The 25,483-nt window shown below is 51.4% G+C and carries 21 protein-coding genes, 2 tRNA genes and 1 pseudogene; 6 read left to right on the plus strand and 18 right to left on the minus strand.

The window, feature by feature from the left end; all coding sequences use genetic code 11:
• Positions 1-50 precede the first annotated feature (50 nt).
• From sucD to sdhC, 9 genes are all read right to left on the minus strand, one after another.
• The gene (gene sucD, locus CEK60_RS09230) at positions 51-923 is read right to left on the minus strand and encodes a succinate--CoA ligase subunit alpha (RefSeq protein ID WP_009722518.1); all 873 of its coding nucleotides are present in this window, start codon (positions 921-923) and stop codon (positions 51-53) included.
• Positions 923-2,089, minus strand: a complete 1,167-nt coding sequence (gene sucC, locus CEK60_RS09235; protein WP_009722517.1) for an ADP-forming succinate--CoA ligase subunit beta — start codon at positions 2,087-2,089, stop codon at positions 923-925. Before sucC ends, sucD begins: the two co-directional genes overlap by 1 nt.
• A gap of 149 nt (positions 2,090-2,238) precedes the next feature.
• A complete protein-coding gene (gene lpdA, locus CEK60_RS09240; RefSeq protein WP_089038765.1) occupies positions 2,239-3,678 on the minus strand; it encodes a dihydrolipoyl dehydrogenase in 1,440 nt (479 codons plus the stop codon).
• A 114-nt stretch (positions 3,679-3,792) separates the two neighbouring features.
• Entirely contained in the window at positions 3,793-5,358 is a 1,566-nt protein-coding gene (gene odhB / locus CEK60_RS09245; RefSeq protein WP_089038766.1) for a 2-oxoglutarate dehydrogenase complex dihydrolipoyllysine-residue succinyltransferase, read from the minus strand.
• A gap of 38 nt (positions 5,359-5,396) precedes the next feature.
• Positions 5,397-8,231 (minus strand): 2-oxoglutarate dehydrogenase E1 component, encoded by a 2,835-nt coding sequence (locus tag CEK60_RS09250; RefSeq protein ID WP_089040890.1) that lies wholly within the window; start codon positions 8,229-8,231, stop codon positions 5,397-5,399.
• Positions 8,232-8,665: 434 nt separating this feature from the next.
• Positions 8,666-9,376 carry a succinate dehydrogenase iron-sulfur subunit gene (locus CEK60_RS09255; protein ID WP_009722513.1) on the minus strand — a complete coding sequence of 237 codons (711 nt, stop codon included), beginning with the start codon at positions 9,374-9,376 and terminating at the stop codon, positions 8,666-8,668.
• A 27-nt stretch (positions 9,377-9,403) separates the two neighbouring features.
• The gene (sdhA, locus tag CEK60_RS09260; RefSeq protein WP_009722512.1) at positions 9,404-11,176 is read right to left on the minus strand and encodes a succinate dehydrogenase flavoprotein subunit; all 1,773 of its coding nucleotides are present in this window, start codon (positions 11,174-11,176) and stop codon (positions 9,404-9,406) included.
• A gap of 3 nt (positions 11,177-11,179) precedes the next feature.
• Complete coding sequence (gene sdhD, locus CEK60_RS09265) at positions 11,180-11,527, minus strand: succinate dehydrogenase, hydrophobic membrane anchor protein (RefSeq protein WP_038482412.1); 348 nt, start codon at positions 11,525-11,527, stop codon at positions 11,180-11,182.
• On the minus strand, positions 11,521-11,898 hold the full coding sequence (gene sdhC / locus CEK60_RS09270) for a succinate dehydrogenase, cytochrome b556 subunit (RefSeq protein ID WP_171880175.1): 378 nt from the start codon (positions 11,896-11,898) through the stop codon (positions 11,521-11,523). The genes sdhD and sdhC overlap by 7 nt, the downstream gene beginning before the upstream one ends.
• 486 nt (positions 11,899-12,384) lie before the next feature.
• Between sdhC and gltA the strand changes: the two genes are divergently transcribed.
• Together gltA and CEK60_RS09280 are read left to right on the plus strand one after the other, a co-directional pair.
• On the plus strand, positions 12,385-13,671 hold the full coding sequence (gltA, locus tag CEK60_RS09275) for a citrate synthase (protein WP_083002030.1): 1,287 nt from the start codon (positions 12,385-12,387) through the stop codon (positions 13,669-13,671).
• Positions 13,672-13,814: 143 nt separating this feature from the next.
• Positions 13,815-14,696, plus strand: coding sequence for an NAD(P)-dependent oxidoreductase (locus CEK60_RS09280; protein WP_089038767.1), 882 nt, complete (start codon positions 13,815-13,817; stop codon positions 14,694-14,696).
• A gap of 420 nt (positions 14,697-15,116) precedes the next feature.
• Here the strand turns inward: CEK60_RS09280 and CEK60_RS09285 are convergent.
• The 3 genes from CEK60_RS09285 to gltX all read right to left on the minus strand — a co-directional run bounded on the left by CEK60_RS09285 (position 15,117) and on the right by gltX (position 16,959).
• A tRNA-Glu gene (locus tag CEK60_RS09285) sits at positions 15,117-15,192 on the minus strand.
• Positions 15,193-15,267: 75 nt separating this feature from the next.
• Positions 15,268-15,343, minus strand: a tRNA-Ala gene (locus tag CEK60_RS09290).
• Positions 15,344-15,480: 137 nt separating this feature from the next.
• Positions 15,481-16,959: a glutamate--tRNA ligase gene (gltX, locus tag CEK60_RS09295; RefSeq protein ID WP_089038768.1), complete on the minus strand. Its 1,479-nt coding sequence runs from the start codon at positions 16,957-16,959 to the stop codon at positions 15,481-15,483.
• Positions 16,960-17,244: 285 nt separating this feature from the next.
• Here gltX and CEK60_RS09300 point away from each other — a divergent pair, with 285 nt between their 5' ends.
• A complete protein-coding gene (locus tag CEK60_RS09300; RefSeq protein WP_089038769.1) occupies positions 17,245-17,769 on the plus strand; it encodes a helix-turn-helix domain-containing protein in 525 nt (174 codons plus the stop codon).
• A 23-nt stretch (positions 17,770-17,792) separates the two neighbouring features.
• Here CEK60_RS09300 and CEK60_RS09305 read toward each other — a convergent pair whose 3' ends face one another.
• Entirely contained in the window at positions 17,793-18,374 is a 582-nt protein-coding gene (locus CEK60_RS09305) for a hypothetical protein (protein WP_089038770.1), read from the minus strand.
• Positions 18,375-18,707: 333 nt separating this feature from the next.
• Between CEK60_RS09305 and dusA the strand changes: the two genes are divergently transcribed.
• Complete coding sequence (dusA, locus tag CEK60_RS09310; protein WP_089040891.1) at positions 18,708-19,736, plus strand: tRNA dihydrouridine(20/20a) synthase DusA; 1,029 nt, start codon at positions 18,708-18,710, stop codon at positions 19,734-19,736.
• A 62-nt stretch (positions 19,737-19,798) separates the two neighbouring features.
• On the opposite strand, the pseudogene CEK60_RS09315 reads toward dusA, so the two are convergent.
• From CEK60_RS09315 to CEK60_RS09335, 5 genes and pseudogenes are all read right to left on the minus strand, one after another.
• A pseudogene (locus tag CEK60_RS09315) lies at positions 19,799-19,903 on the minus strand (catalase); the annotation flags it as partial.
• Between the two features lie 19 nt (positions 19,904-19,922).
• Complete coding sequence (locus CEK60_RS09320; protein ID WP_157698026.1) at positions 19,923-20,291, minus strand: hypothetical protein; 369 nt, start codon at positions 20,289-20,291, stop codon at positions 19,923-19,925.
• A gap of 75 nt (positions 20,292-20,366) precedes the next feature.
• Entirely contained in the window at positions 20,367-22,034 is a 1,668-nt protein-coding gene (locus CEK60_RS09325) for a phosphoethanolamine transferase (protein WP_089038772.1), read from the minus strand.
• Between the two features lie 25 nt (positions 22,035-22,059).
• Positions 22,060-22,752, minus strand: coding sequence for a phosphatase PAP2 family protein (locus tag CEK60_RS09330; RefSeq protein WP_089038773.1), 693 nt, complete (start codon positions 22,750-22,752; stop codon positions 22,060-22,062).
• Positions 22,728-23,105 carry a diacylglycerol kinase gene (locus tag CEK60_RS09335; RefSeq protein ID WP_232471494.1) on the minus strand — a complete coding sequence of 126 codons (378 nt, stop codon included), beginning with the start codon at positions 23,103-23,105 and terminating at the stop codon, positions 22,728-22,730. Before CEK60_RS09335 ends, CEK60_RS09330 begins: the two co-directional genes overlap by 25 nt.
• A gap of 245 nt (positions 23,106-23,350) precedes the next feature.
• On the opposite strand from CEK60_RS09335, the gene CEK60_RS09340 reads away from it, so the two are divergent.
• Both CEK60_RS09340 and CEK60_RS09345 read left to right on the plus strand, forming a co-directional pair.
• Positions 23,351-24,013: a response regulator gene (locus CEK60_RS09340; RefSeq protein WP_089038774.1), complete on the plus strand. Its 663-nt coding sequence runs from the start codon at positions 23,351-23,353 to the stop codon at positions 24,011-24,013.
• Positions 24,010-25,422 carry an ATP-binding protein gene (locus tag CEK60_RS09345; RefSeq protein ID WP_089038775.1) on the plus strand — a complete coding sequence of 471 codons (1,413 nt, stop codon included), beginning with the start codon at positions 24,010-24,012 and terminating at the stop codon, positions 25,420-25,422. Before CEK60_RS09340 ends, CEK60_RS09345 begins: the two co-directional genes overlap by 4 nt.
• Positions 25,423-25,483 lie beyond the last annotated feature (61 nt).

Consider the following 25,483-nt stretch of genomic DNA (forward strand, 5'->3'; position numbering starts at 1 on the left):
AAGGGCGCCCCGAGGGGCGCCCTTATCGCGTGCGACTAGAGGTCGATAGCTTACCAGCCAGTGACTTCTTTCAGTGCATCGCCGATTTCAGCCAGAGAACGCACGGTTTTAACACCGGCATCTTCCAGGGCAGCAAACTTCTCATCCGCAGTACCTTTACCGCCAGAGATGATTGCGCCCGCATGGCCCATACGCTTGCCAGGAGGTGCAGTGACACCAGCAATGTAGGAAACCACAGGCTTAGAAACGTTGGCTTTGATGTAAGCCGCTGCTTCTTCTTCAGCCGTACCACCGATTTCACCGATCATCACGATCGCTTCGGTTTTCGGGTCTTTCTCGAACATTTCAAGAATGTCGATAAAGTTAGAACCCGGAATCGGGTCACCACCGATGCCTACGCAGGTAGACTGACCGAAACCATGGTCAGTTGTCTGCTTAACGGCTTCGTAAGTCAGGGTGCCTGAACGCGACACGATACCGACTTTACCCGGCTGGTGAATGTGGCCCGGCATGATGCCAATTTTACATTCGCCAGGCGTGATAACACCTGGGCAGTTCGGGCCGATCAGACGCACGCCCAGCTCGTCACATTTAACTTTTGCTTCGAGCATGTCTAGCGTCGCGATACCTTCGGTGATGCACACGATCAGCTTGATGCCAGCGTTAGCAGCTTCAAGAATCGAGTCTTTACAGAACGGTGCCGGAACGTAGATCACGCTGGCTTCCGCGCCGGTTTTCTCAACCGCTTCTTTCACGGTGTTGAAAACGGGCAGGCCCAGGTGCGTCTGGCCGCCTTTGCCCGGCGTAACACCACCGACCATTTGCGTGCCATAGGCAATCGCCTGTTCGGAGTGGAACGTGCCCTGGCCACCCGTGAAACCTTGGCAGATGACCTTGGTGTTCTTATCGATCAGGATGCTCATTACTTGCCCTCCGCTGCTTTTACAACCTGCTGAGCCGCGTCGGTCAGACTGGTAGCAGCGATGATGTTCAGACCGCTAGACGCCAGTTTTTCAGCGCCCAATTCAGCGTTATTACCTTCCAGACGCACAACCACTGGAACGTTAACACCAACTTGTTCAACAGCACCGATGATGCCTTCAGCAATCATGTCGCAACGAACGATACCGCCGAAGATGTTCACCAGAACCGCTTTGACGTTGTCGTCAGACAGGATGATCTTGAACGCTTCTGCAACGCGCTCTTTGGTCGCGCCACCACCAACGTCCAGGAAGTTAGCAGGCTTGCCGCCACTCAGGTTGACGATGTCCATGGTGCCCATGGCCAGGCCAGCACCGTTAACCATGCAGCCGATATTGCCATCAAGCGCTACGTAGTTCAGTTCCCACTTCGCTGCATCAGCTTCACGCTGATCTTCCTGGGAAGGATCGCGCATCGCTTGAAGGTCTGGATGACGGTACAGCGCGTTGCTGTCGAGCCCCAGTTTTGCGTCGAGGCAGTGCAGATTGCCTTCGTCGGTAATAACCAGCGGGTTAATTTCTAACAGTGCCAGATCTTTGTCATGGAACAGCTTAGAAAGGCCCAGGAAGATCTTGGTGAACTGCTTGATCTGATCGCCTTTCAGGCCCAGAGCAAATGCCAGCTCACGCGCTTGGTAGGGCTGTGCGCCGACCAGCGGATCGATTTCAGCTTTCAGAATCTTTTCTGGCGTTTCTTCTGCAACGGTCTCGATTTCAACACCGCCTTCGGTAGAGGCCATGAAGACCACGCGACGGGTGGTGCGATCGACGACGGCGCCGAGATACAGCTCGTCAGCGATGTCGGTGCAAGTCTCAACCAAAATTTTAGCAACCGGCTGACCTTTTTCGTCAGTCTGGAAGGTGACCAGGTTCTTACCTAACCACTGCTCGGCGAAAGCTTTTGCTTCAGCCGGATCTTTAATCAGCTTAACGCCACCCGCTTTACCGCGGCCGCCAGCGTGAACCTGGGCTTTAACCACCCACATGTCACCGCCGATCTTTTTGCACGCTTCTTCAGCTTCTTCGGGAGTGTCCACGGCAAAGCCTTTAGACACTGGTAGACCATAATCAGCAAACAGCTGTTTGCCTTGATACTCGTGAAGGTTCATCGATTCATGCCATTGGTTGCATGTGACTCGAACGATGACCCGCTGCTTTAAAAGAGCGGGGCATCCCCGTACCTTCGTCCCCGCTGATTTCTCACAGAGCCGAAAGTGTTGCGCCACCTGACGGTGGCGCTTGGTTGTTGCTTAGCGAATTACTTGCGCTTCTTACGGTTAGCCATATGAATGGCATGGCCGTCTACCGCAAGAGCGGCTTCATGCACAGCTTCCGACATAGTCGGGTGTGCATAGCAGGTCAGAGCTAGGTCTTCAGCGCTAGAGCCGAATTCCATTGCAATCACGCCCTGGGCAATCATCTCACCCGCGTGCTGACCAACAATATGCATGCCGAGAATACGGTCAGTTTCCGCATCGGCGATAATCTTGGCGCTACCCTCGGTGGCGTTATTCGCCATCGCACGACCACTTGCCGCGAACGGGAAGCTACCAGTCTTAACTTCAATACCTTTCGCTTTGGCATCTTGCTCGGTCATACCGACCCAAGCGACTTCCGGGAACGTGTAGATCACGTTCGGAATCGTGTCGTAGTTCATCTCGGCTTTGTGGCCAGCGATGATATCAGCGACCATGATGCCTTCTTCAGATGCCTTGTGCGCCAGCATGGGGCCACGCACACAGTCACCAATAGCATAAACACCGGGTACGTTCGTGCGGCACTGGTCATCAACAAAGATAAAACCGCGTTCGTCCAGTTCAACGCTCACACCATCGGCAATCACACCCTTGGTGTACGGACGGCGACCAACGCAAACAATCAGTTTGTCGAAGGTCATCTCCTGTTCGCCATTGGCATCGGTGTACTTAACGATGACTTCATCGCCATTGGATTCCGAGCCTGTTACGCGGGCGCCCAGTTTAATATCCAGCCCCTGCTTTTTGAGCAGTTTCTGTGTTTCTTTTGCGATCGCCGTATCGACCATCGGCAAGAAGCTATCCATCGCTTCCAGAACAGTAACTTCAGAACCTAAGCGGTTCCAAACGCTACCCAGCTCTAGGCCGATAACGCCAGCACCAATAACGCCTAAACGCTTCGGCGTTTCCTGGAATTCCAGCGCGCCGGTAGAGTCAACAATCAAGCCTTCGGTTAGCGGCGTCGGTGGAATTTCAACCGGCACGGAACCTGCAGCAACAACGATGTTATCAGCGTCGTAAGTGGTGGTATTGCCGTCCAGATCGGTCACTTCGACTTGCTTACCGGAAACCACTTTACCGGTGCCCTCAATAGCCGTAACACCATTGGCTTTAAATAAGCCAGAGATGCCGCCGGTCAAGTTCTTAACGATCTTGTCCTTGCGAGCCATCATTTTTTTGACGTCCATCGTGACGTCACCGGCATTAATACCCATGTCGTCGAAATCGTGCTTGGCTTCGACGAACTTGTGCGAGGCTTCAAGCAACGCTTTAGACGGGATACAGCCGACGTTCAAACACGTACCGCCGTGAACGACGTTGCCTTCTTTACCAATCCATTTTTCAACACAGGCGGCCTTCAGGCCCAGCTGCGCAGCGCGGATAGCCGCTACGTAGCCACCAGGACCTGCACCGATAACGATCACATCAAACTTGTCAGCCATGTTGGCTCCTTTAGCTTGGTTGCCTCCCCCCGTTTGAACTTAAAACGGGCAGGAGGCAAGGTGCGATTGCATTAGAACGCTAATACAGCAGAGGAGGCGGATCAGCGCGCTCCGTTATACGTCCAGCAGCAAGCGAGCCGGGTCTTCCAGCAGCTCTTTAATAGTAACCAAGAATCGTACCGCATCTTTACCATCAATCATGCGGTGGTCGTAGGACAGCGCCAGATACATCATCGGGCGAATCTCGACCTTACCATTCACAGCCATTGGACGATCCTGGATTTTATGCATACCCAGGATAGCGGTTTGAGGTGGATTGATAATCGGGGTCGACATCAAAGAACCAAATGTACCGCCGTTAGTGATAGTGAAGGTGCCACCGATCATGTCATCCATGCCCAGCTTACCGTCACGACCACGCTTACCGAAATCAACAATGGTGCGCTCAACGTCGGCAATTTTCATGCTATCGGTATCACGTAGCACCGGTACCACCAGGCCACGATCCGTTGATACCGCAACGCCGATATCTTGATAACCGTGGTAAACGATATCGGTACCATCAATAGAGGCGTTAACATCCGGGAAGCGCTTGAGTGCTTCAGAAGCCGCTTTTACAAAGAAGCCCATAAAGCCCAGTTTAATATCGTGGGTTTTCTGGAACGTATCTTTGTACTGCGCACGAAGCGCCATGATTTCAGTCATGTCCACTTCGTTATAAGTGGTCAGCATGGCAGCCGTTTGCTGCGCCTGAACCAGACGCTTAGCAATGGTTTGACGCAGACGCGTCATCGGAACGCGCTTCTCGACGCGATCACCTTCCACTGCCGGTGCGGCGGCTGCTGCTTTCGCCGGCGCTGAAGATTTCGCTGCTTTTTTGGCAGAACCATCTTTCACGGCTTTTTGCACGTCTTCTTTCAAGATGCGGCCACCTTTGCCGGTGCCCTCAATCTTGGCAACATCCAAATCATGCTCAGCAACCATCTTGCGTGCCGCCGGCGCTAGGATCTTATCGCCGACCTTCTCATCAGCGCCTTCATCATCGCTACCCGCAGCACTTGAAGCAGAGGCACTGCTGCTCTCTTCACCGGCGCCACCAGCACCTTCGGTAAAGATGGCCAGAACCGCTTCGGACTCAACCTGGCTGCCTTCTTCGGCTTTAATTTCTGCCAGTGCGCCGTCGGCAGGTGCGACAACTTCGAGCACTACCTTGTCGGTTTCGATGTCGGCTAACACTTCATCGCGTTTAACCGCTTCACCAACCTTCTTGTGCCACGTTGCCACGGTGCCTTCCTGGATAGATTCAGGGAAGCTTGGGGCTTTTACGTCATGTTGCTTACCACCGCCGTTACCGCCGCTGGCTTTTTTCTCTTCACTTTTCTCAGCAGGCTTTTTAGCACTAGCATCATCAGAAGATGTATCTTCTTTGCCACTTGCTGCGCTGCCTTCACCGATTTTGCCTAACACTTGCTCTGACTCAACGGTATCGCCTTCTTCTGCCATCACGTCAGTCAGGGTACCCGCTTCCGGTGCGACGACTTCTAGCACCACTTTGTCGGTTTCGATTTCAACAATCAGCTCGTCACGTTCGACGCTGTCACCCGGCTTTTTATGCCACGCAGCCACAGTGCCTTCGGCAACGGATTCCGGAAAGGTTGGCGCTTTGATATCAGTAGCCATGTCGTTTCCCTTATATGTTCTCTAAACCCGGTGGGCGCTTATAGGTTAAAAGCGTCTTCCACCAGCTGGCGCTGCTGTTCAGTGTGGACGGACATATAGCCCGCTGCCGGTGCGGCAGAGGCAGGACGTCCTGCAAATTTCAAATCACGTCCGAGGCCATCTTTCAGCATATCGGCGACGGCGCGCATGTGGTGCTGACTTGAGTACCAAGCGCCCTGGTTTAGCGGCTCTTCCTGGCACCACACGATGTCTTCCACATTGGCATACGCCTGGAGCACTTCCAGAAGTTCTTCTTTCGGGAAGGGGTAGAGTTGCTCGAGACGAATAATCGCCGTGTCATCACGCTCGTTTTCTGCACGCCAGTTGGCTAGGTCGTAGTACACCTTACCGGCACACATAATAACGCGAGTCACCTTTTCTGCCTCAAGATTCGCCTGATCCGGTAGCACCATGTAGAACTTGCCGTGAGCAAGATCTTCTAGGCTAGATACCGCTTCTTTGTGGCGCAGTAGCGACTTCGGCGACATGATTACCAGTGGCTTACGCAACGGACGAATGACTTGACGTCGCATCAGATGATAAATCTGTGCGGGCGTCGTCGGCACACACACCTGCATGTTGTGCTCAGCGCACAGCTGCAAGAAGCGCTCTAAGCGCGCGGAGGAGTGCTCTGGCCCCTGACCTTCATAACCATGCGGCAACAGCATGGTCAGTCCACACAGTCGTCCCCACTTGGTCTCACCAGAAGAGATAAACTGGTCAACCACGACTTGGGCACCGTTGAAGAAGTCACCAAACTGGGCTTCCCAAATGACTAAGTCACCCGGCGCTGTCGTGGAGTAGCCGTACTCAAACGCCAGCACAGCCTCTTCCGATAGGAAAGAGTCGTGAATGGTGAAGCGCGGCTGACCGTCTGACATATTCTGCAGCGGTACGTACGTAGAACCATCTTTCTGGTTATGGATAACCGCATGACGGTGAGAGAACGTCCCACGACCAACATCCTGACCGGTAATACGAATCGGATGCCCTTGATCAAGCAGCGTGGCATACGCTAGCGTTTCAGCGAAGCCCCAGTTAAGCCCCATGCCGCCCGCCTGCATTTTGCGACGGTCTTCATAGATTTTAGCGACTTGGCGCTGTACTTCGACGCCATCAGGAACCTCACACATTCTCGCAGCCAGCTGCTGCAGACGCTTCATATCGAAGGTAGTGTCTGCATTACCGGTCCACTCATGCCCCAGGTAGGGAGCCCAATCCACAAAGAGTGATGTATTAGGCTCCTGCACCAAGGCATTAGCTACGTGATTGCCTGCCACAAGATCATCGCGGTAGGTTTCAACCATTGCCTTAGCGTCTTCTTCTGACAATACGCCCTGTTCGACCAGACGCTTCGCATAGAGTGAACGCGAAGAAGGATGATCTTTAATCTTGGCGTACATCATCGGCTGGGTACCCGATGGCTCGTCGGCCTCGTTGTGGCCGCGGCGGCGATAGCACACCAGATCAATAACAACGTCTTTCTTAAACTGTTGCCGGTAATCCAACGCCACTTGGGTCGCATGGATAACCGCATCAGGATCATCGCCGTTAACATGGAAAATCGGCGCCTGAACCATCTTAGCGATGTCAGTACAGTATTCGGTGGATCGCGCGTCCAAGGGGTTCGACGTCGTAAAGCCCACCTGGTTGTTAATCACGATGTGTACTGTGCCACCGGTTTTATAGGCACGGGTTTGAGACATCTGGAATGTCTCCATGACCACGCCCTGACCAGCAAACGCTGCATCGCCATGAACGTTGATTGGCAGAACTTTGCTGCCCTCTTCATCATTACGGCGATCTTGACGTGCGCGTACCGAGCCTTCTACTACCGGCGCAACAATTTCCAAATGCGATGGGTTAAACGACATTGCCAAGTGAACTTCGCCACCAGGCGACATGACGTTAGAGCTGAAGCCTTGGTGATATTTCACATCACCAGAACCACGCTCAATCACCTTTTTACCGTCGAATTCGTCGATCAATTCAGCGGGATTTTTCCCCAGAATATTAACCAACAGGTTCAAACGGCCACGGTGAGCCATGCCAATAACAACTTCTTTAGTGCCATAGCCACCGGAGCGCTGAATCAACTCGTCCATCATCGGAACAAATGATTCACCACCTTCAAGACCGAAGCGTTTGGTGCCTGGATATTTAGACGCTAGGTAATTTTCCAAACCTTCGGCAGCGGTAAGGCGCTCAAGCACATGCTTACGCACATCGTCGCTGAATTTCGGCGCACTGCGCACCGATTCAAAACGCCGTTGCAACCAACGTTTCTCTTCGGTATCAACAATGTGCATGATCTCGCAACCGATAGAGCGACAATAAGTCTGCTCCAGCGCGTCAACGATCTCACGCAACGGTGCTTTATCAATACCTAGAAAAAACGAACCGGTCTGGAACTCGGTATCAAGATCAGCTTTGGAAAGCTGATGAAATGACAGATCGAGGTCTGGGACGGGGGTGGGATTACGCAGTCCTAGCGGGTCGATATTGGCCTTCTGATGGCCACGAAAGCGGTATGCGTTAATCAGCTGCAGGACTTTTACCTGCTTTTTATTCTCACCGCTATCGGAGGCGGCGGCTACCCGGCCTGGGCGACTTTCACGACCCAGTTGGTAGAACTGATCACGAGTGGGGCTTAGTGGAACATCGTGGGAGGCACTGCCCTCAGAACGAGGCAACTGATCAAAATAGCTGCGCCATTCATCTGAGACAGAATCAGGATCGGCGAGGTACTGCTCATAAAGCGCTTCCACGTAGTGGACATTGCCACCACTAACGTGAGAGGAACGCCACATCAACTCCATTATGCCTTGTTGCATCTCTCGGTCACCCTGCACTGATGGGGTGGTATCGGTATCGCTGCAATCGCGCAACGACATCGCTATTGCCCTGCCGGCGGGGCGGGACATATGCCGGCGGCGCCGACCGAAGGCCGGAAGCCCTATTCATACTAGCTGTAAGTACTACATTTTCACTACGTACCACTTCAGTACGCTCTATTTCACTACGTACTATTATACCTTCGTCTACTTACTACGTTAATACGAAGGCTTCTTTTATCTAGTCATACTCAATCAGTTCATGCTCAAAAGCCGGTACTTGCGGCACCGGCTTTTAAACTTGACTGGTTAGATGGTGCGACGCGTCGCCGCACCACCTAACGCCCCTATGATAACAAGCGAAGCGCCACGATTTAAGTGGCTTTGTGCAGCAACTTACGTAGCGATCGCATTTTTTTCATAGGATTAGGCGTTTACGTCGCATCAGCCAACAACATTTCACGAATTTTACCAATTGCACGGGTCGGATTTAGTCCTTTTGGACAAACCGCAACGCAATTCATGATGCCGCGGCAACGGAACACGGAGAACGGATCTTCCAGGCTGGTAAGACGTTCGCGGGTAGCCGTGTCACGTGTATCCGCAAGAAAGCGATAAGACTGAAGCAAACCAGCCGGACCGACAAACTTGTCTGGATTCCACCAGAACGATGGGCATGACGTAGAGCAGCATGCACAAAGAATACACTCATACAGGCCATCTAGCTTGTCGCGCTCTTCTGGTGATTGCAGACGCTCAATCGCCGGTGCAGGCTCATCGTTCTGCAAGTACGGCTGAATGCGCTCGTACTGCTTATAGAACAGCCCCATATCCACAACCATATCGCGGATAACCGGCAGACCCGGCAACGGGCGCAAGGTCAGTTTATTGCCTTTCACAACATCTGACAGCGGCGTAATACATGCCAAGCCGTTTTTACCGTTCATGTTCATGCCATCGGAACCGCATACGCCCTCACGGCAGCTGCGACGGAACGCAAGTCCGCTATCCTGCTCTTTCATCAGATGCAGAACATCCAGCACCATCAGATCGCGGCCTTTGGTATCGACCTGGAACTCCTGCATATAGGGCGCGGAGTCGGTTTCCGGATTGTAGCGGTATACGGATACCTGAAGGTTAGACATGGTGACTCCCTCTCGTCAGTGCAGAGATTAGTAGGTGCGAACCTTAGGCTCGAATGTATCAACAGTTTTCGGCTTGAAGTTAACGTCGCGCTTCTTCAGCTCTTTCGTGGCCGGGAAGTAAAGCGAGTGCTTCAGCCAGTTGACATCATCACGGTCAGGATAGTCGTAGCGCGAGTGCGCACCACGGCTCTCATTACGCTCAAGGGCAGCAATCGCCGTTGCTTCTGCCACTTCCATTAGGTTATCAAGTTCTAAAGCTTCAACACGCGCCGTGTTGAACGCATTGGACTTGTCAGGCAGGTGCGCATTGGCAATTCGGCTGCGCAGATCCGCCAGTTTCTTGACACCTTCCTGCATATTCTTCTCTTCACGGAATACACCGAAAGAGGTCTGCATGATGTCTTGAAGCTCAGCTTTAAGCTCAGGAATGCTCTCACCACCTTCCGATTCATTCCAGCGCGTAATACGTTTCATCGCTGATTCGATATCAGATTCAGAAGCATCCAGGTAATCAATACCTTCGTTCAGCGCGCCTTCAATAAACATACCCGCCGCACGACCGAAGACCACCAGATCCAGCAGTGAGTTACCGCCCAAGCGGTTAGCACCGTGAACCGATACACACGCCGCTTCACCACAAGCAAACAAACCGTTAACGATATGATCGTTGCCGCTTTCGTCCTGGGTAATTGCCTGACCATGAATATTGGTCGGAATACCGCCCATCATGTAGTGACATGTAGGCACAACAGGAATCGGATCTTTAGCAGGATCAACGTGAGCAAACGTTTTCGACAGCTCAACGATACCCGGCAGGCGTTTACCAAGAACTTCTTCGCCCAGGTGATCAAGCTTCAAGAAGACGTGATCGCCCTTCTCGCCACAACCACGACCTTCCAGAATTTCCATGACCATTGAGCGAGCAACAACGTCACGGCCTGCCAAGTCTTTGGCGTTCGGCGCATAACGTTCCATGAAGCGTTCGCCATCTTTATTGATCAGGTAACCACCCTCACCACGGCAACCTTCAGTGACCAGCGTACCCGCACCATAAATACCGGTCGGGTGGAACTGCCACATTTCCATGTCCTGCATCGGGAAGCCAGCACGTAGCGCCATACCGATACCATCGCCAGTATTGATCAAGGCATTAGTAGTAGAGGCGTAGATACGACCTGCACCACCCGTGGCCAGAACAGTGGCTTTCGATTTAACGTGGACAACTTCGCCAGTTTCGATGCACATGGCGATACAACCCACCACATCACCGTTGCTGTTTTTCACCAGATCTACCGCGTACCACTCATTCAAGAACGTGGTGTTGTTCTTGAGGTTGTTTTGGTAGAGCGTGTGAAGCAGTGCGTGGCCAGTACGGTCAGCGGCTGCACAGGTACGTGCCGCCTGACCGCCTTCGCCGAAGTTTTTCGACTGGCCACCAAACGGACGCTGATAAATACGGCCATTATCAAAGCGCGAGAACGGCAGCCCCATGTGCTCAAGTTCAAACACCGCTTTCGGGCCTTCTGAACACATGTACTCAGCTGCGTCTTGGTCGGCAATGTAGTCGCCGCCTTTAACAGTGTCGTACATGTGCCAGCGCCAATCATCGTTCGGATCTGACGATGCGATGGCGCAAGTAATACCACCCTGGGCAGAAACCGTGTGAGAGCGTGTCGGGAACACTTTGGACAGTACGGCTGTCTTTTTACCAGATTTGGCAAGTTCTAAAGCAGCACGCAAGCCAGAGCCACCGCCACCGATGATAATGGCGTCAAATGTCAGGCTACGAAGGTTAGACATGTATCAAGCTCCCCACAGAATTTGAATGCCCCACACCAGATATACGAAGATGGCCAGAATAATCAGAGTCTGGGCACCCACGCGCAGGCGAGTGGACTTGAGATAATCGGTGGTGACCGTCCACAAACCGATCCAGGCGTGCGCTGCAATGGAAACAAATGCGAGCAGCGAGAAAATACGCATCCAAGTTTGATCGAACAGTCCACTCCAAGCGTAGTAATCCAGATTAGGATTGAGCAGCAGGTAGGCGACGATAAAGACGGTATATACAGCCAGGATTACCGCTGAAACGCGCTGCATTAGCCAATCGGATAACCCGCTACGGCCAAAACTTGTGATGTTGGTTACCATACCCAAACTCCTGCCAGGATGATCAGAACGACACTGACGACAACAGTGATTTGTGCTTTTTTCACGCCACCTTCTAGGGTCACGCCGATATCCGCATCCATCAACAGGTGTTTGATACCTGCTACAAAATGGAATGCCAATGCGGATAACAATCCCCAGGCAATGAACTTGGCGAAAAAGTTATTGGCCAATGCGTTGCTGACGGCATCAAAGCCAGCCGGAGACGATAGTGATTTACCCAGCGCCCAAAAAGCGAAGATCAGGCCAACGAAGAGGATGACACCCGTAATACGGTGTGTAATCGACGTTAGCGCCGGTAGTGGGAAATGTATCGTAGTAAGGTCTAAGTTTACGGGTCGTTTGCTATTCACGGCGTTATACACACTCTCTTGGCCCGCTCTGCGACAGGTCGGGCATGGCCCGAGCGGGCAGTGGTTGCTGGAAGGGGCTCGGCCGTTGCCAAGTCGAGCACGACCTCCTACCTGCCGGTCGCGCGCCGTGGATTATAAGAACCTTCGCCCCTGCTGACAAACCGAACTCAAGCTTAACTCGACTATGGTGCAAGAAAATTGAGGTCAACCTGAGTCGATTTTGCGTTGCAGCATGGTTATAGTGACAGGAGATTGATGGTTTGATAAGTCCGTTAACGTGTCGTCAACCCCCTGACGCCTCTACCACGAACTCCACACTTACCATATACAAAGATTACCCAATACAACAACAGCTGTACAAGGATACCTAGCGCTTAGGCTAATTGACAAAATGTCGCACACTTCTATAGTAGGCGAGCCTTTTCGCCGGCGCGGTATGCGAAACAACGACATTACGTCCCAAACCGAATTCGAAAGGAGGCCAGCATGGCTGACAGGAAAGCGACATTGACGGTAGACGGTCTAGAAAAATCGATCGAACTACCCATGTATTCCGGCACACTTGGCCCCGACGTCATCGACGTACGCGGCTTAGGTGCTGAAGGCCTGTTTACCTACGATCCCGGCTTCATGGCCACCTCTTCCTGCCAGTCCGCTATCACTTATATTGATGGCGGCAAGGGCGTGCTGCTACACCGCGGTTACCCTATCGACCAACTGGCCAAAGAGTCTAATTTTGTCGAGGTATGCTACACCCTGCTATTCGGTGAGCTGCCTAACGATGAACAGTATGCAGATTTCGAGTCGCGCATTCGTAACCACACCATGGTGCACGACCAAATCAACAATTTCTTCAAAGGGTTCCGCCGCGATGCGCACCCGATGTCTATTCTTTGTGGCGTCGTTGGCGGCCTAGCTGCTTTCTACCATGATCACATGGACATCACCCAAGAAGAAGATCGCGTGATCAGCGCTATTCGCCTCATTGCAAAAATGCCGACCCTGGCCGCAATGTCGCACAAGTATAATGTTGGCCAGCCGTTCAACTACCCCCGCAACGACCTGAGCTATGCAGAAAACTTCCTCTACATGATGTTCAGCAATCCGTGCGAAGAGTACAAAATCAACCCAGTGTACGCGAAAGCCATGGACCGCATCTTTATGTTGCACGCGGATCATGAGCAAAACGCTTCGACCTCTACAGTACGCTTAGCAGGCTCAACCGGTGCCAATCCCTTTGCCTGCATCAGCGCCGGCATTGCAGCACTTTGGGGCCCAGCACACGGCGGTGCCAACGAAGCCGTACTGAATATGCTTGATGAAATTGGCGACGACTCTGAAGAAAACATTCAGCGCTTTGTCGACAAAGCCAAAGATAAAGACGACCCCTTCAAGCTGATGGGCTTTGGTCACCGCGTATATCGCAACTTTGACCCGCGCGCCAAAGTAATGAAAGAGACCTGTGATGAAGTCCTTGCTGAGCTTGGCTTAGCTGACGACCCGCAGCTCAAAATCGCCAAGCGCCTTGAGCAAATCGCCCTTGAAGATGAGTACTTCATTGAGCGCAAGCTGTATCCAAACGTCGACTTCTACTCCGGCATCATTCTCAAAGCCATGGGCATACCGACCAATATGTTTACCGTTATTTTCGCGGTATCTCGCACCATTGGCTGGATCTCTCACTGGCATGAAATGCTCAGCGAAAGCTACAAAATTGGCCGCCCGCGCCAGCTGTATATTGGCCACGACATGCGCGATTATCCTAAAAAATAACGCCACGGTAACAACGTAGCGTCACTAGGATAATAAAAGGCCACCCACGGGTGGCCTTTTGCTTATCGTAAATTCTTTTTTTTATTACTCTACACAAAATATTCCACACCCCTAATACTCTTCACACACCCACAAGGTGCTCTATGCGAACCATCACTACTGTTGCTTTTATTGGCCTGGGCGTTATGGGCTACCCCATGGCAGGCCATCTTGCCAAACAAGGCCTTACAACGCGTGTTTACAACCGCACAAGCAGTAAAGCAGATACCTGGGCAAACGAGTATGGCGGCACCGCACACGCCACCCCCAAAGAAGCCGCTGACGGCGCTGACCTTGTTTTGATATGCGTAGGTAATGACGACGACGTCAGGCAAGTAACTATCGGCACCGACGGCGTGCTGAGCAGCATGACAGCCGGCACCTATCTCATCGACCACACGACTGCTTCTGCAGACCTCGCTCTGGAATTAGACACCACCTGCCGCGAGCAAGGTGTAGCCTTTTTAGACGCCCCCGTCTCCGGCGGGCAGCAAGGGGCTGAAAATGGCGCACTAACGATTATGTGTGGTGGTGAACAGGCACACTTTGACGCTGTCCACCCTATCCTTAATCACTACGCCCGTGCCGTCACACTGATGGGCAGCGCTAGCAGTGGCCAGCTTACTAAAATGGTTAACCAGATCTGTATTGCTGGCTTAGTGCAAGGTCTTGCCGAAGGTCTTCACTTTGCTGAACAAGCAGGACTGGATCAACAACAGGTAATTGATGTGGTATCCAAGGGTGCTGCTGGCTCATGGCAGATGGAAAACCGCCACAAAACGATGATTGCCAATGAGTACAATCATGGCTTTGCAGTGGACTGGATGCGCAAAGATTTAGGCATTTGCTTAGAGCAAGCTCGTCGACTGAGCGCCACGCTACCCGTCACCGCCCTTGTTGACCAATTTTATGCTGATGTGCAACGCATGGATGGAGGACGCTGGGACACTTCGTCGCTTTTGAAGCGCCTCCAAAAGCCAGAATAATGCTTGACTTTTAAGCGTCTCGATCTTGAAAAGGGTTTTCCACACTATCTGTGGATAACCCTGTTCACAACCACTACAAAACGTCCCACAATCGCCATGAACAGTGACCCAGCCTTAAATTGATCATTTTTTAACCTAATGTAACTTATTGATTTAAAAGAAATAATGCTAAATCACTGATTTTTTGAGACAACAGCGCAGGGTTGTGCACAACCCCTTCCGCAAACTTGCAAAAGTGGACAAGTCAAGCACAAAATCGTCCAAAAACGATTGAAATGAGAATGATTTCAGCCAACAGCCATAATAACGGGAACGCAAAAACCGACAGATGAGTTGCCTCATTGTCTTTAATTAAAATGCGTATTTTGAGAAATGTTTGCCGACAATAAATCTGCAAATAAATTTCGGGGAAGTAGGAGATGGCGTCCCATAGGGGGTTCGAACCCCTGTTACCGCCGTGAAAGGGCGGTGTCCTAGACCACTAGACGAATGGGACGTTATTAACCTAAATAAATACGGCCTTGAGACGCTATATTGAAAACTTTGTATTAAAAATCAGAGTTTTCGATATTGGTGGAGCCTAGCGGGATCGAACCGCTGACCTCAACACTGCCAGTGTTGCGCTCTCCCAGCTGAGCTAAGGCCCCACATGCCTCGAAGACGGAGCGTATGTTACTGATTACGCCCGCCTTCGTCAAGCCTTTCAAGCACCCTTTTCAAGCACTCGTATTACAGGCACCTTTAGAAAGCCCGCTAGTGCCATATCCTAAACATCAACTAGACATTAGAGATCACGAAACTCTTTTTCAAAGCGTTTGGCTTGCTTCTTGGAAACACCGCCCAATACGTCAATGGCACTACGTAGCCGTGCTCGCGTCACGTCGGAACCTAAGATCGCCATGGCATCCATTACAGAGGTGCTCGACGTACTGCCCGTAATGGCAATAAAGACAGGGGCCAGGAAAGCCTTCATCTTAATATCGAAATGCTCAGCAAGCACTTTAACTTCAGCCAAGAGCAGCTCTTTCGTCCATGCAGGCACGGCTTCAAAACGCCACACCAAGAATTGCAGCAGCTTAACCAGCTCTTCTTTCTCAAGCTTCACGCTAGCAAAGTCGTTTTCCGTTAGCGTAGGCAGCCCAGAGAAGAAGTGCCCCGCCAGCGGAATTACTTGGGAAAGGGTTTCCACACGAGGACGCACCTGAGGAAGTATTTGCTTCACGTACTCTTCATTGAACGCCCATTCGCGAAGCGCCTGAAGTAGCGCGTCGCCATCTAAGTCTTCACGAATATAAACGCCGTTCAACCAGGTCAGCTTTTCCAAATCAAACACTGGCCCACCTAACGATACTCGCTGAATATCAAACTCAGCCATCATATCTGACAGGCTAAACTTCTCGCGTTCGTCAGGCATCGACCAACCCATACGGCCTAAGTAATTAGTGACGGCCTGCGGCAAGAATCCCATACGACGATAATAGTTAATCGACGTCGGATTTTTGCGCTTGGATAGTTTGGACTTATCGGGATTGCGCAGCAGCGGCATATGGCACAACTGCGGCATTTCCCAGCCGAAGTATTCATAAAGTAACTGATGCTTAGGCGCTGAATTAATCCACTCTTCGCCGCGCAGCACATGGGTAATGTTCATTAGGTGATCATCAACCACGTTTGCCAGATGATAGGTAGGCATGCCATCCGACTTCAGCAGAATTTGCGCATCAACTTGCGCCCATTCAACTTCGATTGTGCCGCGCAACATATCGTTCACCACACAAACGCCGGCACTCGGCACCTTCATGCGAACGACATAAGGCCAACCCTCCTGCTCACGACGAGCTTGCTCATCTTTGCTCAACGCTAAATCAACGGGCTTCAAAGCTAAGTGCATACCCGCCGCTTTGCGAGCTTCCCGCAGTTCATCCAACTCTTCACTGGTGCGGTAACACTTAAAGGCATGCCCCGCATCCATAAGCTGCTGGGCGTACCGAGCGTAGATATCACCACGCTCGCTTTGCCGATACGGGCCGTGAGGGCCGCCCACATCAGGGCCCTCATCCCACTCCAGCCCCAGCCAACGTAACGAATCTAAAATCATCTGTTCTGATTCAGCGGTAGACCGAACCCGATCGGTGTCTTCAATGCGCAGAATGAACTGGCCACCATGCTGGCGCGCAAAACAGAGATTAAACAGCGCGATATAGGCAGTACCTACATGCGGATCACCCGTTGGAGAAGGCGCGATACGAGTACGAACGGTCATCAAAATGTCCTTTTGGCAATAAAGCGTCTCGGCATTATACGCACCCTTAAGGCAACCAGCAGTACCTTGCAGGGAACGAGTTTGACTTAAAAGCGTCTGATCAGAAGTTGGAGGCTCATTAATAGGAAGATGCGCGTTAAAGCACAATCGCTTAGTATGGCGCAGCCCCTATGATTCGTGTTCATACTTGAGAGCGCCTCGCGATTTTTAGTATGCACAGAGCGCCGCCGAATAGGGTGGAAGTACACTCAACGAGCTTGTTTAGCTCAACGATAGGAAAATGAAATGGAATCGCTAGGCTCACGTATAAAGCAACTGCGGCTTCGGGCCAAGCTCAACAAAGCTGCCCTCGCACGTAAAGTAGGCGTATCAGATGTCACCATTTCTTACTGGGAATCCGGTGCTATCAAACAAATCGGCCACGAACGCCTTGTTGCGCTCGCCGATGCCCTTGATTGCTCTTTGGCAACCCTACTAGAAGGTGACAGTGCCGCTCCTCTGTTGATCCTGACACATACTGGTCCCCTCCCCTGGGAACAGGTTCAGGCAACGATGATGACGGTACCGCATTATCTGCCGCTAAAGATTGACTGGAAAGCTCCCTGCATAATGGCAACCCCCGGCCAAGAAACGGATTTCTCACCGGTGTCAGCAGGCGACTTAGTGCTATTAGGCCCTACCCATGTATTTCACAAAGCTGGTCATTATCTGATCCAGCAAGAACAAGGTTATGTTATTGAGCATTTTGCTAAAGCGCCCAGTGACACCACCATACATGCGGTACTGCTAGCACACTGGTCTCCTGCCTAAAGCATCTTTATCCCCCCCACGTCCTACATTTCTTCAACTACGTCCACCTGGTCGCGCGTACGTCTTGGTTCACTGCCCACTAAGAAACTGCGCGAGTAGGTGGCAACCTGCCCTAATCCATGGCGAGTTTGGCTAACCAGCTCGCCAGCTAAATGCTCCCCTTCACTGCCAATGCGCGCCTGAACCGCTTCTGGCTGCACGGCGGCTTCTGAAAGCTGGACCTGCACACTATATCGTCCATCCGGTAAGCCACTGCCAGAACCCAAGGGGCCAGCATTAAACTTCTCTTGCGAAACGCTGGTACGTTCCTGCCAACGCACGCGGCTTATCTCACGCTCAATGGTTACCTGAATAAGAGCGCCGTCCGGCAGGTTGGTTTCGCCTTCTACCATTAAACGACGATCAGAGCGCAGAGAGGCCCTAGCCGAAATGGCTACAACGAGAGGATCGACCACCTCTTGTGGTTCGACGCTTTGCTGTGGGCTAGGCACTTCAACGACCGGCTCAGGCGACTCTGAGGGTGACTCCTCCTCCTGACCGCCACAACCAGCCAGCAGCAGCACGCTCACCAACACTAAACTGATACCACCTAGTGTCTTATGCATAGAGACTCCTCAACAACGAAATATCAGCTTACCACTGCCTAGCCCTCATCACATTGAATAAGACCGCAAAACAAGCAAAGTGCTGCAGGGCTCAAAAGGCTTATTTCATTGGCAGACGAAACTAATTTCGTTTTTGTGGATTCAATACCTACGCGCCGGACTATGAACAAGCGATATTCACCTTCCACCTTTGCCAGCCTCTACCCTCACAATTGAGCAGCGCCTGCTTTGTACTCAAACCCGCTTTTTGCGTACAATCGCTCGCCAACGACTCCCCCGCTGTTAAGCAACCACGACTGGCTTATACCGCATCGAATGATGCAAGTGATTGATATGACTAAAACAAGCCCAGCAGACGCTGCTCGTCTGTTTTCTGTGGCACCTATGATGGATTGGACAACCCGCGATTACCGCGCGTTTGCACGCACGTTAACCAAGCGGACATTGCTGTATACCGAGATGGTGACCACTGGTGCCATTTTGCATGGAACGCCCCGTGAGCGCTTCTTAGGCTATAGCGATGTAGAGCATCCGATTGCGTTGCAGCTGGGTGGCAGCGATGCGGGAGAGCTGGCCGAGTGTGCAGCTATTGCCGAGGCGTGGGGTTACGACGAGGTCAATCTGAATGTCGGCTGCCCCAGCGACCGAGTGCAGAACAATATGATTGGCGCTTGCTTGATGGGCTACCCTGAAAAAGTGGCGGCGGCGGTGAAAGCTATGCAGGCGGCAGTGTCGATTCCGGTCACGGTGAAGTGCCGTATCGGGATTGACGATCAGGATGAAGATGCTGACTTGGCGCGGTTTATTGAGATCGTAGCGAATGCCGGTTGCGACGTCTTTACGGTTCATGCGCGCAAGGCGTGGCTGCAGGGTTTGTCGCCTAAGCAGAACCGGGATGTACCGCCCCTTAACTACCCCCGCGTACACCGCCTGAAGCAGAGCCATCCAGAGCTGCATATTGGCATTAATGGGGGGATTAAAACCCTTGCCGAGTGCAAAGCCCAGCTTGAGCACGTAGACAGTGTGATGGTGGGCCGCGAGGCGTATCAGAACCCGTGGCTACTCGCCGGGGTCGATGAGCTGCTGTTTGGTGAAGCGGGGCCTGCGCGCACGCGCTTGGAAGCGGCTAACGCATTTCGCCCATATATTCAGCAGCGGTTAGATGAAGGGGCCAAGCTGAATCACATTACCCGCCATTTGCTGGGGTTATTTCAGGGCTGTCCCGGTGGCAGACGCTTCCGTCGCCACCTGTCTGAGCACGCGCACAAAGAGGACGCGGGCCTGCGCCTTTTCGATGAGGCACTGAGCTTGGTGCGCGAACCAGAAACAGAGATTCAGGAAGCACTACAGCCCGCGACCTAGTTCGGCTTGCATGTTAATACGACGCCTAGCGGCTTGGGCAAGCTAGGCGTAAAACACCATCATGGATTGCGGTCGAGCGTCAGCTTACCAACGTCGATTAATAGGTAATCTTTATAGGACCAGACCTTGGTTAAATCGAAGGGGTTGATGCGGTATTTTTTGGCATCACCACACATATTAATCGCGCTAACCCAATAAATATAAAATTATTAATGTTCCAGCCCCAGCAGCTCCTAATGCGCTTAAAGCATCTATCAAATCATTTTCAACCACTTCCAATACATTGACAGAAAAATAGCGTTCAAGTAACTGTGACATACCATTCGACGTTATACTGAATATGGCAATAATGATCTCGATTTTTTCTATTCCCATTAACCACAATAGAGTTGCTAGCATAGTAATTAAAACAACGCTGACTCTAAAGGAAAGCCATTTAGCAGAACTTATAGATGCATTGACACCACCTATCAAGCCTTCCTCTGTTGTCATTTTTGTAGGTAGAAGCCGTCTCCAAAAACCTTGGTTAGAGTCCAATAGATGCAATAAAACCATGTGCACACACCAGAATAGTTGAGCGGAGTGAAAAACAGCTTGCCATCTAATACTTAACGATCACTTAAACACTCATTAATTGACGCGGCTCTGGCACAGTTGGCTAATATCTTCTGCCTGCTGATAAACGTCCGTTGTTATGTCAAGCAAACCCAGTACGCTGTGAAATAAGTTATCGTGCGAGGCGGCTTGATCAGAGATTTGTCGTAGGCAGTCCGTATCAAGCCCTTGCTGCTGTGAAAATGAGTTGGACAGCCACCAAACCATAGGCACATGCGTCTGTTCGTCGGGGGCAATGGCGTAGGGAATACCGTGCAAATAAAGCCCTTTTTCGCCCAGTGATTCACCATGATCAGAGAGATAGATCATCGCTGTTGCGTATTCATCCTGATGCTTTAGCGTCTCAATCACCTGATCCAACACAGTGTCGGTATATAGAATGGCATTGTCATAGCTGTTGGTAATGGCATCTCTTGAACACTGGGCTAAATCAGCGGTAGTACAAGCGGGAACAAAACGTTCGTAGTCATCAGGGTAGCGTTGGTAATAGCTGGGGCCATGGTTGCCTAGCTGGTGCAGCACGACCACCTGATCAGTTGAGGTACCACTAATTTGCGTGGTTAAAGCTTGAACCAGTGCCTCATCCAAGCATCGCCCATCTTGGCACAAAGATGCATAGTCCTCTGGCGCAAGCGCTTTTGTCGTCACTCCCTCGCAGACGCCTTTACAGCCTGACTGGTTATCAAGCCAGGTGACCTCTAAACCGGCGTGGGCTAATACATCCAGCAAGGATTCATGCTGCTGAGCATACGATTTAGCGTAATCGGCGCGTCCTGGTAATGAAAACATGCAGGGTAATGAGACTGCTGTGCTTGTACCGCATGAGGAAACATCTGAAAAATTGATAACGCCAGGCTGCTGGGCAAGCTTAGGCGTGGTTTGGCGTTCATAACCATTTAACCCCCAGTTCGACGCCCGCACCGTTTCGCCCACCACAATGACGAGTAGTGTAGGTTTGTCGCCTACTTGCGAACTGATACGGGCGTCCTCCCCCACAGGAGAACGCACCGTATTCGCGGTAGCGTGTTGGCTGGAAAGGGCCTGAGCCATCGAAACAATATAATTACCTGGGGTCACCAAGTAGCGAAGCTCTTTATTGTTGCGCATGAGTGACGACAACTCTTGATAAGATAAGAAGATCGCCAACAGCAATATAGCAGTGCTGGCAAGGCAATAAGCCGAGCGACGCAACACTGCTTTCTTCCAGGTTGAAGGTGTTATTTTAACTCGCCAAATCATGACGGTAGGCAAGCCAAAAAAGATTGCCAAATGAATCAGCAAACCAACTGTGAGTAGTTCCTGTGCTTCGTTAGCGTCCGTTTGAAGCACATTTTCTAGCATGGAAGTATCAAAATAGGTGCCGTAGTAACTGGTAAAGTAACTGACGAAGGCGGCAATTAGAAATAGCAAGATTAATAAGGGTTTTACCAGCGTTCGAAAAGCAAGGCTAACGAAGACCAAATAGTTAAGGCAGGTCATCACCAAAAACATATTGGCAAAGGTTAGCCACGTCTTGGTGGCAAAAGGGTCATAGCCAGCAAAGGCTTGTTGCCAAAAAGGGACATTGTAAAAAACACTGAATATGACAACGCTCCATAAGACAAGCTGCTCCGTACTTAATGCGGGACGATAATGCCAAACGGTGTCAACGGCTTTTGAAGGCAATGATAGCAAAGAGGGCATCGAAAGGATCTCTGTATAAAAAAGATTAATGAACGCTGGGGCGTAATAAGAAGCTTGAAAGCACAAAACTTACTGTCCAACAAATCATGACGGTCCAGAGGTCATGAGAGAGAAAGTGCGCCCCGCGAAACTGTTGAGTGATTCCAAACGTAAGGCCAAGCCCTAAACCCAGTGCGAGCCCTGCCCATCGCCATTGGGGCCGTATGGCGGCAAAAAAGAAGTAGCAGGCTATCCACATATATCCTGCGCTGGCGTGCCCGGCGGGAAAGCAGGCGGACGCTGGCATTGAGGAAGGCCGCATGTTGAACAAGCCAATAAAGTCACGTGCTCCACCATAGCGAACTAAATCCCAAGGGCATTCCATACTCACCAGGTGTTTAATAGTTGCTACAAGTAGTGCTGAAAGAAGCGTTGCGGAAAAAAGATAAAACAGCGGCGTGCGATATGTTTTAAGACAAGCAACCGTGGTGCTTAGCATCAATAGTAGAAGTGTGGCTAACCCCATAGCCAAGCTTAGCCATTTACCGCCTTTATGAAGAACATCTTGGGTAAGATAGCTATCTTTCCATGTCCAAGCATTACCCTGAAGGCGATAGATAAAATCAGTTACCGTGAAGTCTATATTTAAAACACTAAAAACTGACATAGCGATTAGAAATAAAATCCATGCGCATGCTACAGGTTTGATAACATTTAGTTGATCAGCACGCACAGCCATACACCCATCATCATAAAAATGGTCATCATGACGGCGGCAGCTCCCATGTCTTTAGCACGCCCGCTAAGTTCGTTATTTTCTAGCCCGATACGGTCGATCGTGCTTTCTATGGCGGAGTTAATGAGTTCCACTATCACTACAAGGGTGAGTGAAGAAAACAGCAACGCTTTTTCTACAGAAGTGGCATTAACAAAAAATATAAAAGGGTAGAGAATGAGACAGAGCATTACCTCTTGTCTAAAGGCAGATTCATTTAGCCAGCAAGCTTTTAAACCCGACACTGCATTTATAGAAGCGCGAAAGATGCGTTTAACACCGGCACCATTGCGTTTTGGTGTAGTTAAAATAGGCAAGACAGCACTCTCGATAACGTAATAGTAGCGTCACTATAAAGTGCGAAACTTAACGAACAGTTATGCCGTTAATTCAGTCGCTAGAACATAAACACCCATCACTGAGTGGTGATGTTACCCACTGTATTGGTTGGCCTACTGGCTGAATTCAGATGAGTGTGCTATTTGGAAAGTAAGTTACCGTATTTAAGAAAAGCTTAAGTTTTGGTAGCGAAGATAACAGTTTGTCGATTGAGGGGATCAGCATGCGCGCACTGCTAATAGAAGATGACCCCTTGCTTGGGGATGGCATTAAGACGGCGCTAGAGCGTGAGGGCTATACGGTCGATTGGTTTATGCTTGGCCGCGAGGCAATCAGCGCTATCGACAGCGAGACCTTCAGTGTGATTATTTTGGATCTTGGCCTGCCCGATATGGACGGTATGCAGGTACTGCGTTTACTCCGGCAGCAATCTACTCTACCTATTCTGATTTTGACGGCTCGTGATGCGATGGAAGACCGTATTGGCGGTTTAGATGCGGGAGCGGATGACTATGTGCTAAAGCCGTTTAATTTGCAGGAGCTACTCGCCCGTTTGCGGGTCGTAATGCGGCGCGCTGAGGGGCGTGCCTCGCAAATATTAACGCTGGGTGCACTGAGCATTGATGAAGCTCGCCATACAGTGAGCTGGCGGGGCAAAGACGTAAAATTGGGTCGACGCGAGTATGCCCTATTGCTAGAGCTAGCTAGACACCCAGACAGGGTGCTATCTCGCCCTCGTTTAGAAAGTTTGCTGTACGGCTGGGGCGAAGAAGTGGAGTCCAATACGGTGGAGGTTCACATTCATCATCTGCGTAAAAAACTTGCAAAGCATCTGATTATTAACGTGCGCGGGATTGGCTACCGGCTGGATAGCCAGGCGCAATGAGATCGATACGGCATTATCTGCTTCGCACGCTAGCCATTGCCATGGTTGTCGCCGGAGGCGTTGCGGTCACCGCGGCTTATTTAATTACCGATCACGAGCTAGAGGAGATCCTCGATACACAGCTCAGTCTGCATAGCCGGATTGTGGCTGGCCAGCTCAATCCTAACGCGACCATTGACGACTATGCTCGTCTGGCTTCGCGTATGGGCCTTCCTGAACATCCAGCTCAACTATATCGCGACGGTAACGCAGTGCCCGTGAGTAGCTCTGAATCAAGCCCTAAGCTTTACCACGAGGAAGAGCTTAAATTAGTCCTGGGTTTTTGGAATGCCGATGGCTCACCCAGGCTGCTAGGAGGCAAATGGAGTGATGCAGGCCCTTTCCCCGCGCCTTTAGAAGAGGGTTTTCGCTGGGAAAACTACGATGGCCATCGTTGGCGGGTTTTCAGCATGTTCGATGTTGCCAGCGATACCTGGATTAGCATGGGGCTGCGAGGTTCGTTTCATGATGCAGTGGTGGAGCGCATTACCTGGAACAATTTGTTGCCAATGCTCCTGTTGCTGCCACTCCTGCTTTGGCTGATGAGTCGCATTATCCAACGTGGCATTGCGCCCATCCAAGCGCTTTCCAGCCAGGTACAAGGCCGCTCCGCCCACGACCTGCGTAAAATTGATAATTCGGTTCCTCAAGAGCTTTATGGATTACGCCAATCGCTAAACGACTTTATCGCCCGGTTGAAAGAAACCTTAGAGCGCGAGCGGCGCTTCACTGCAGATGCAGCCCATGAGTTACGCACGCCCTTGGCTGCGCTGAGAATCCACTTAGATAATGCGCAGGCAGGCGGAGAGCAATCATTACAAAAGGCTTATGTCGGGGTTGAACGGCTTCAGCGGGTGGTAGAACAACTGCTTATTTTGGCTCGATTGGACCAAGTGGCCACAACCTCAACGGCCACTATCGACCTCTATCCGATTATTGCTGAACTGGTAGCCGAACTGTGGCCACTCGCTGAAGAGCGCAATCAGCACTTGAGGCTAATAGGCTTAACCCACCTGGAGGTTCGCGCCGACGAAATTGAGGTGGGAATTCTCTTTCGTAACCTGCTGGATAACGCCCTGCGCTATACGCCGCAAGGCGGTCAAGTGGAGGTAGAATTAGCGCGTTGTGAGGGGTTGCCTCAACTCACAGTGAGAGACACGGGCCCCGGACTCCCCGAAGCACTTTTGGATAAAGTCACTGAGCGCTTTAGGCGCGCTGCTGGCCAGGGTACCACCGGTAGCGGATTGGGTTTATCGATTGTCTCGGAGTTGGCCCAGCGCCAAAAAGCACGCCTTACGCTTAGTAATCGCACGCCCAACGGACTAGCGGCAAGTGTGACGTGGGAGCAAAACCAACATCAAGATAGTTAATTAGCTTCAGCACAGTGATTGTCACCAACTCCAAACACTAAGTAATACGCACCACGCACTA

Source organism: Halomonas sp. N3-2A (assembly GCF_002216165.1).
Taxonomy (GTDB): domain Bacteria; phylum Pseudomonadota; class Gammaproteobacteria; order Pseudomonadales; family Halomonadaceae; genus Vreelandella.

Excerpts from the sequence above, each read along its gene's own strand:
- sucD (WP_009722518.1), bottom strand. The coding sequence starts at position 923 with ATGAGCATCCTGATCGATAAGAACACCAAGGTCATCTGCCAAGGTTTC.
- sucC (WP_009722517.1), bottom strand. The coding sequence starts at position 2,089 with ATGAACCTTCACGAGTATCAAGGCAAACAGCTGTTTGCTGATTATGGT.
- lpdA (WP_089038765.1), bottom strand. The coding sequence starts at position 3,678 with ATGGCTGACAAGTTTGATGTGATCGTTATCGGTGCAGGTCCTGGTGGC.
- odhB (WP_089038766.1), bottom strand. The coding sequence starts at position 5,358 with ATGGCTACTGATATCAAAGCGCCAACCTTTCCGGAATCCGTTGCCGAA.
- CEK60_RS09250 (WP_089040890.1), bottom strand. The coding sequence starts at position 8,231 with ATGCAACAAGGCATAATGGAGTTGATGTGGCGTTCCTCTCACGTTAGT.
- CEK60_RS09255 (WP_009722513.1), bottom strand. The coding sequence starts at position 9,376 with ATGTCTAACCTTCAGGTATCCGTATACCGCTACAATCCGGAAACCGAC.
- sdhA (WP_009722512.1), bottom strand. The coding sequence starts at position 11,176 with ATGTCTAACCTTCGTAGCCTGACATTTGACGCCATTATCATCGGTGGC.
- sdhD (WP_038482412.1), bottom strand. The coding sequence starts at position 11,527 with ATGGTAACCAACATCACAAGTTTTGGCCGTAGCGGGTTATCCGATTGG.
- gltA (WP_083002030.1), top strand. The coding sequence starts at position 12,385 with ATGGCTGACAGGAAAGCGACATTGACGGTAGACGGTCTAGAAAAATCG.
- CEK60_RS09280 (WP_089038767.1), top strand. The coding sequence starts at position 13,815 with ATGCGAACCATCACTACTGTTGCTTTTATTGGCCTGGGCGTTATGGGC.
- gltX (WP_089038768.1), bottom strand. The coding sequence starts at position 16,959 with ATGACCGTTCGTACTCGTATCGCGCCTTCTCCAACGGGTGATCCGCAT.
- CEK60_RS09300 (WP_089038769.1), top strand. The coding sequence starts at position 17,245 with ATGGAATCGCTAGGCTCACGTATAAAGCAACTGCGGCTTCGGGCCAAG.
- CEK60_RS09305 (WP_089038770.1), bottom strand. The coding sequence starts at position 18,374 with ATGCATAAGACACTAGGTGGTATCAGTTTAGTGTTGGTGAGCGTGCTG.
- dusA (WP_089040891.1), top strand. The coding sequence starts at position 18,708 with ATGACTAAAACAAGCCCAGCAGACGCTGCTCGTCTGTTTTCTGTGGCA.
- CEK60_RS09320 (WP_157698026.1), bottom strand. The coding sequence starts at position 20,291 with ATGGTTTTATTGCATCTATTGGACTCTAACCAAGGTTTTTGGAGACGG.
- CEK60_RS09325 (WP_089038772.1), bottom strand. The coding sequence starts at position 22,034 with ATGCCCTCTTTGCTATCATTGCCTTCAAAAGCCGTTGACACCGTTTGG.
- CEK60_RS09330 (WP_089038773.1), bottom strand. The coding sequence starts at position 22,752 with ATGGCTGTGCGTGCTGATCAACTAAATGTTATCAAACCTGTAGCATGC.
- CEK60_RS09340 (WP_089038774.1), top strand. The coding sequence starts at position 23,351 with ATGCGCGCACTGCTAATAGAAGATGACCCCTTGCTTGGGGATGGCATT.
- CEK60_RS09345 (WP_089038775.1), top strand. The coding sequence starts at position 24,010 with ATGAGATCGATACGGCATTATCTGCTTCGCACGCTAGCCATTGCCATG.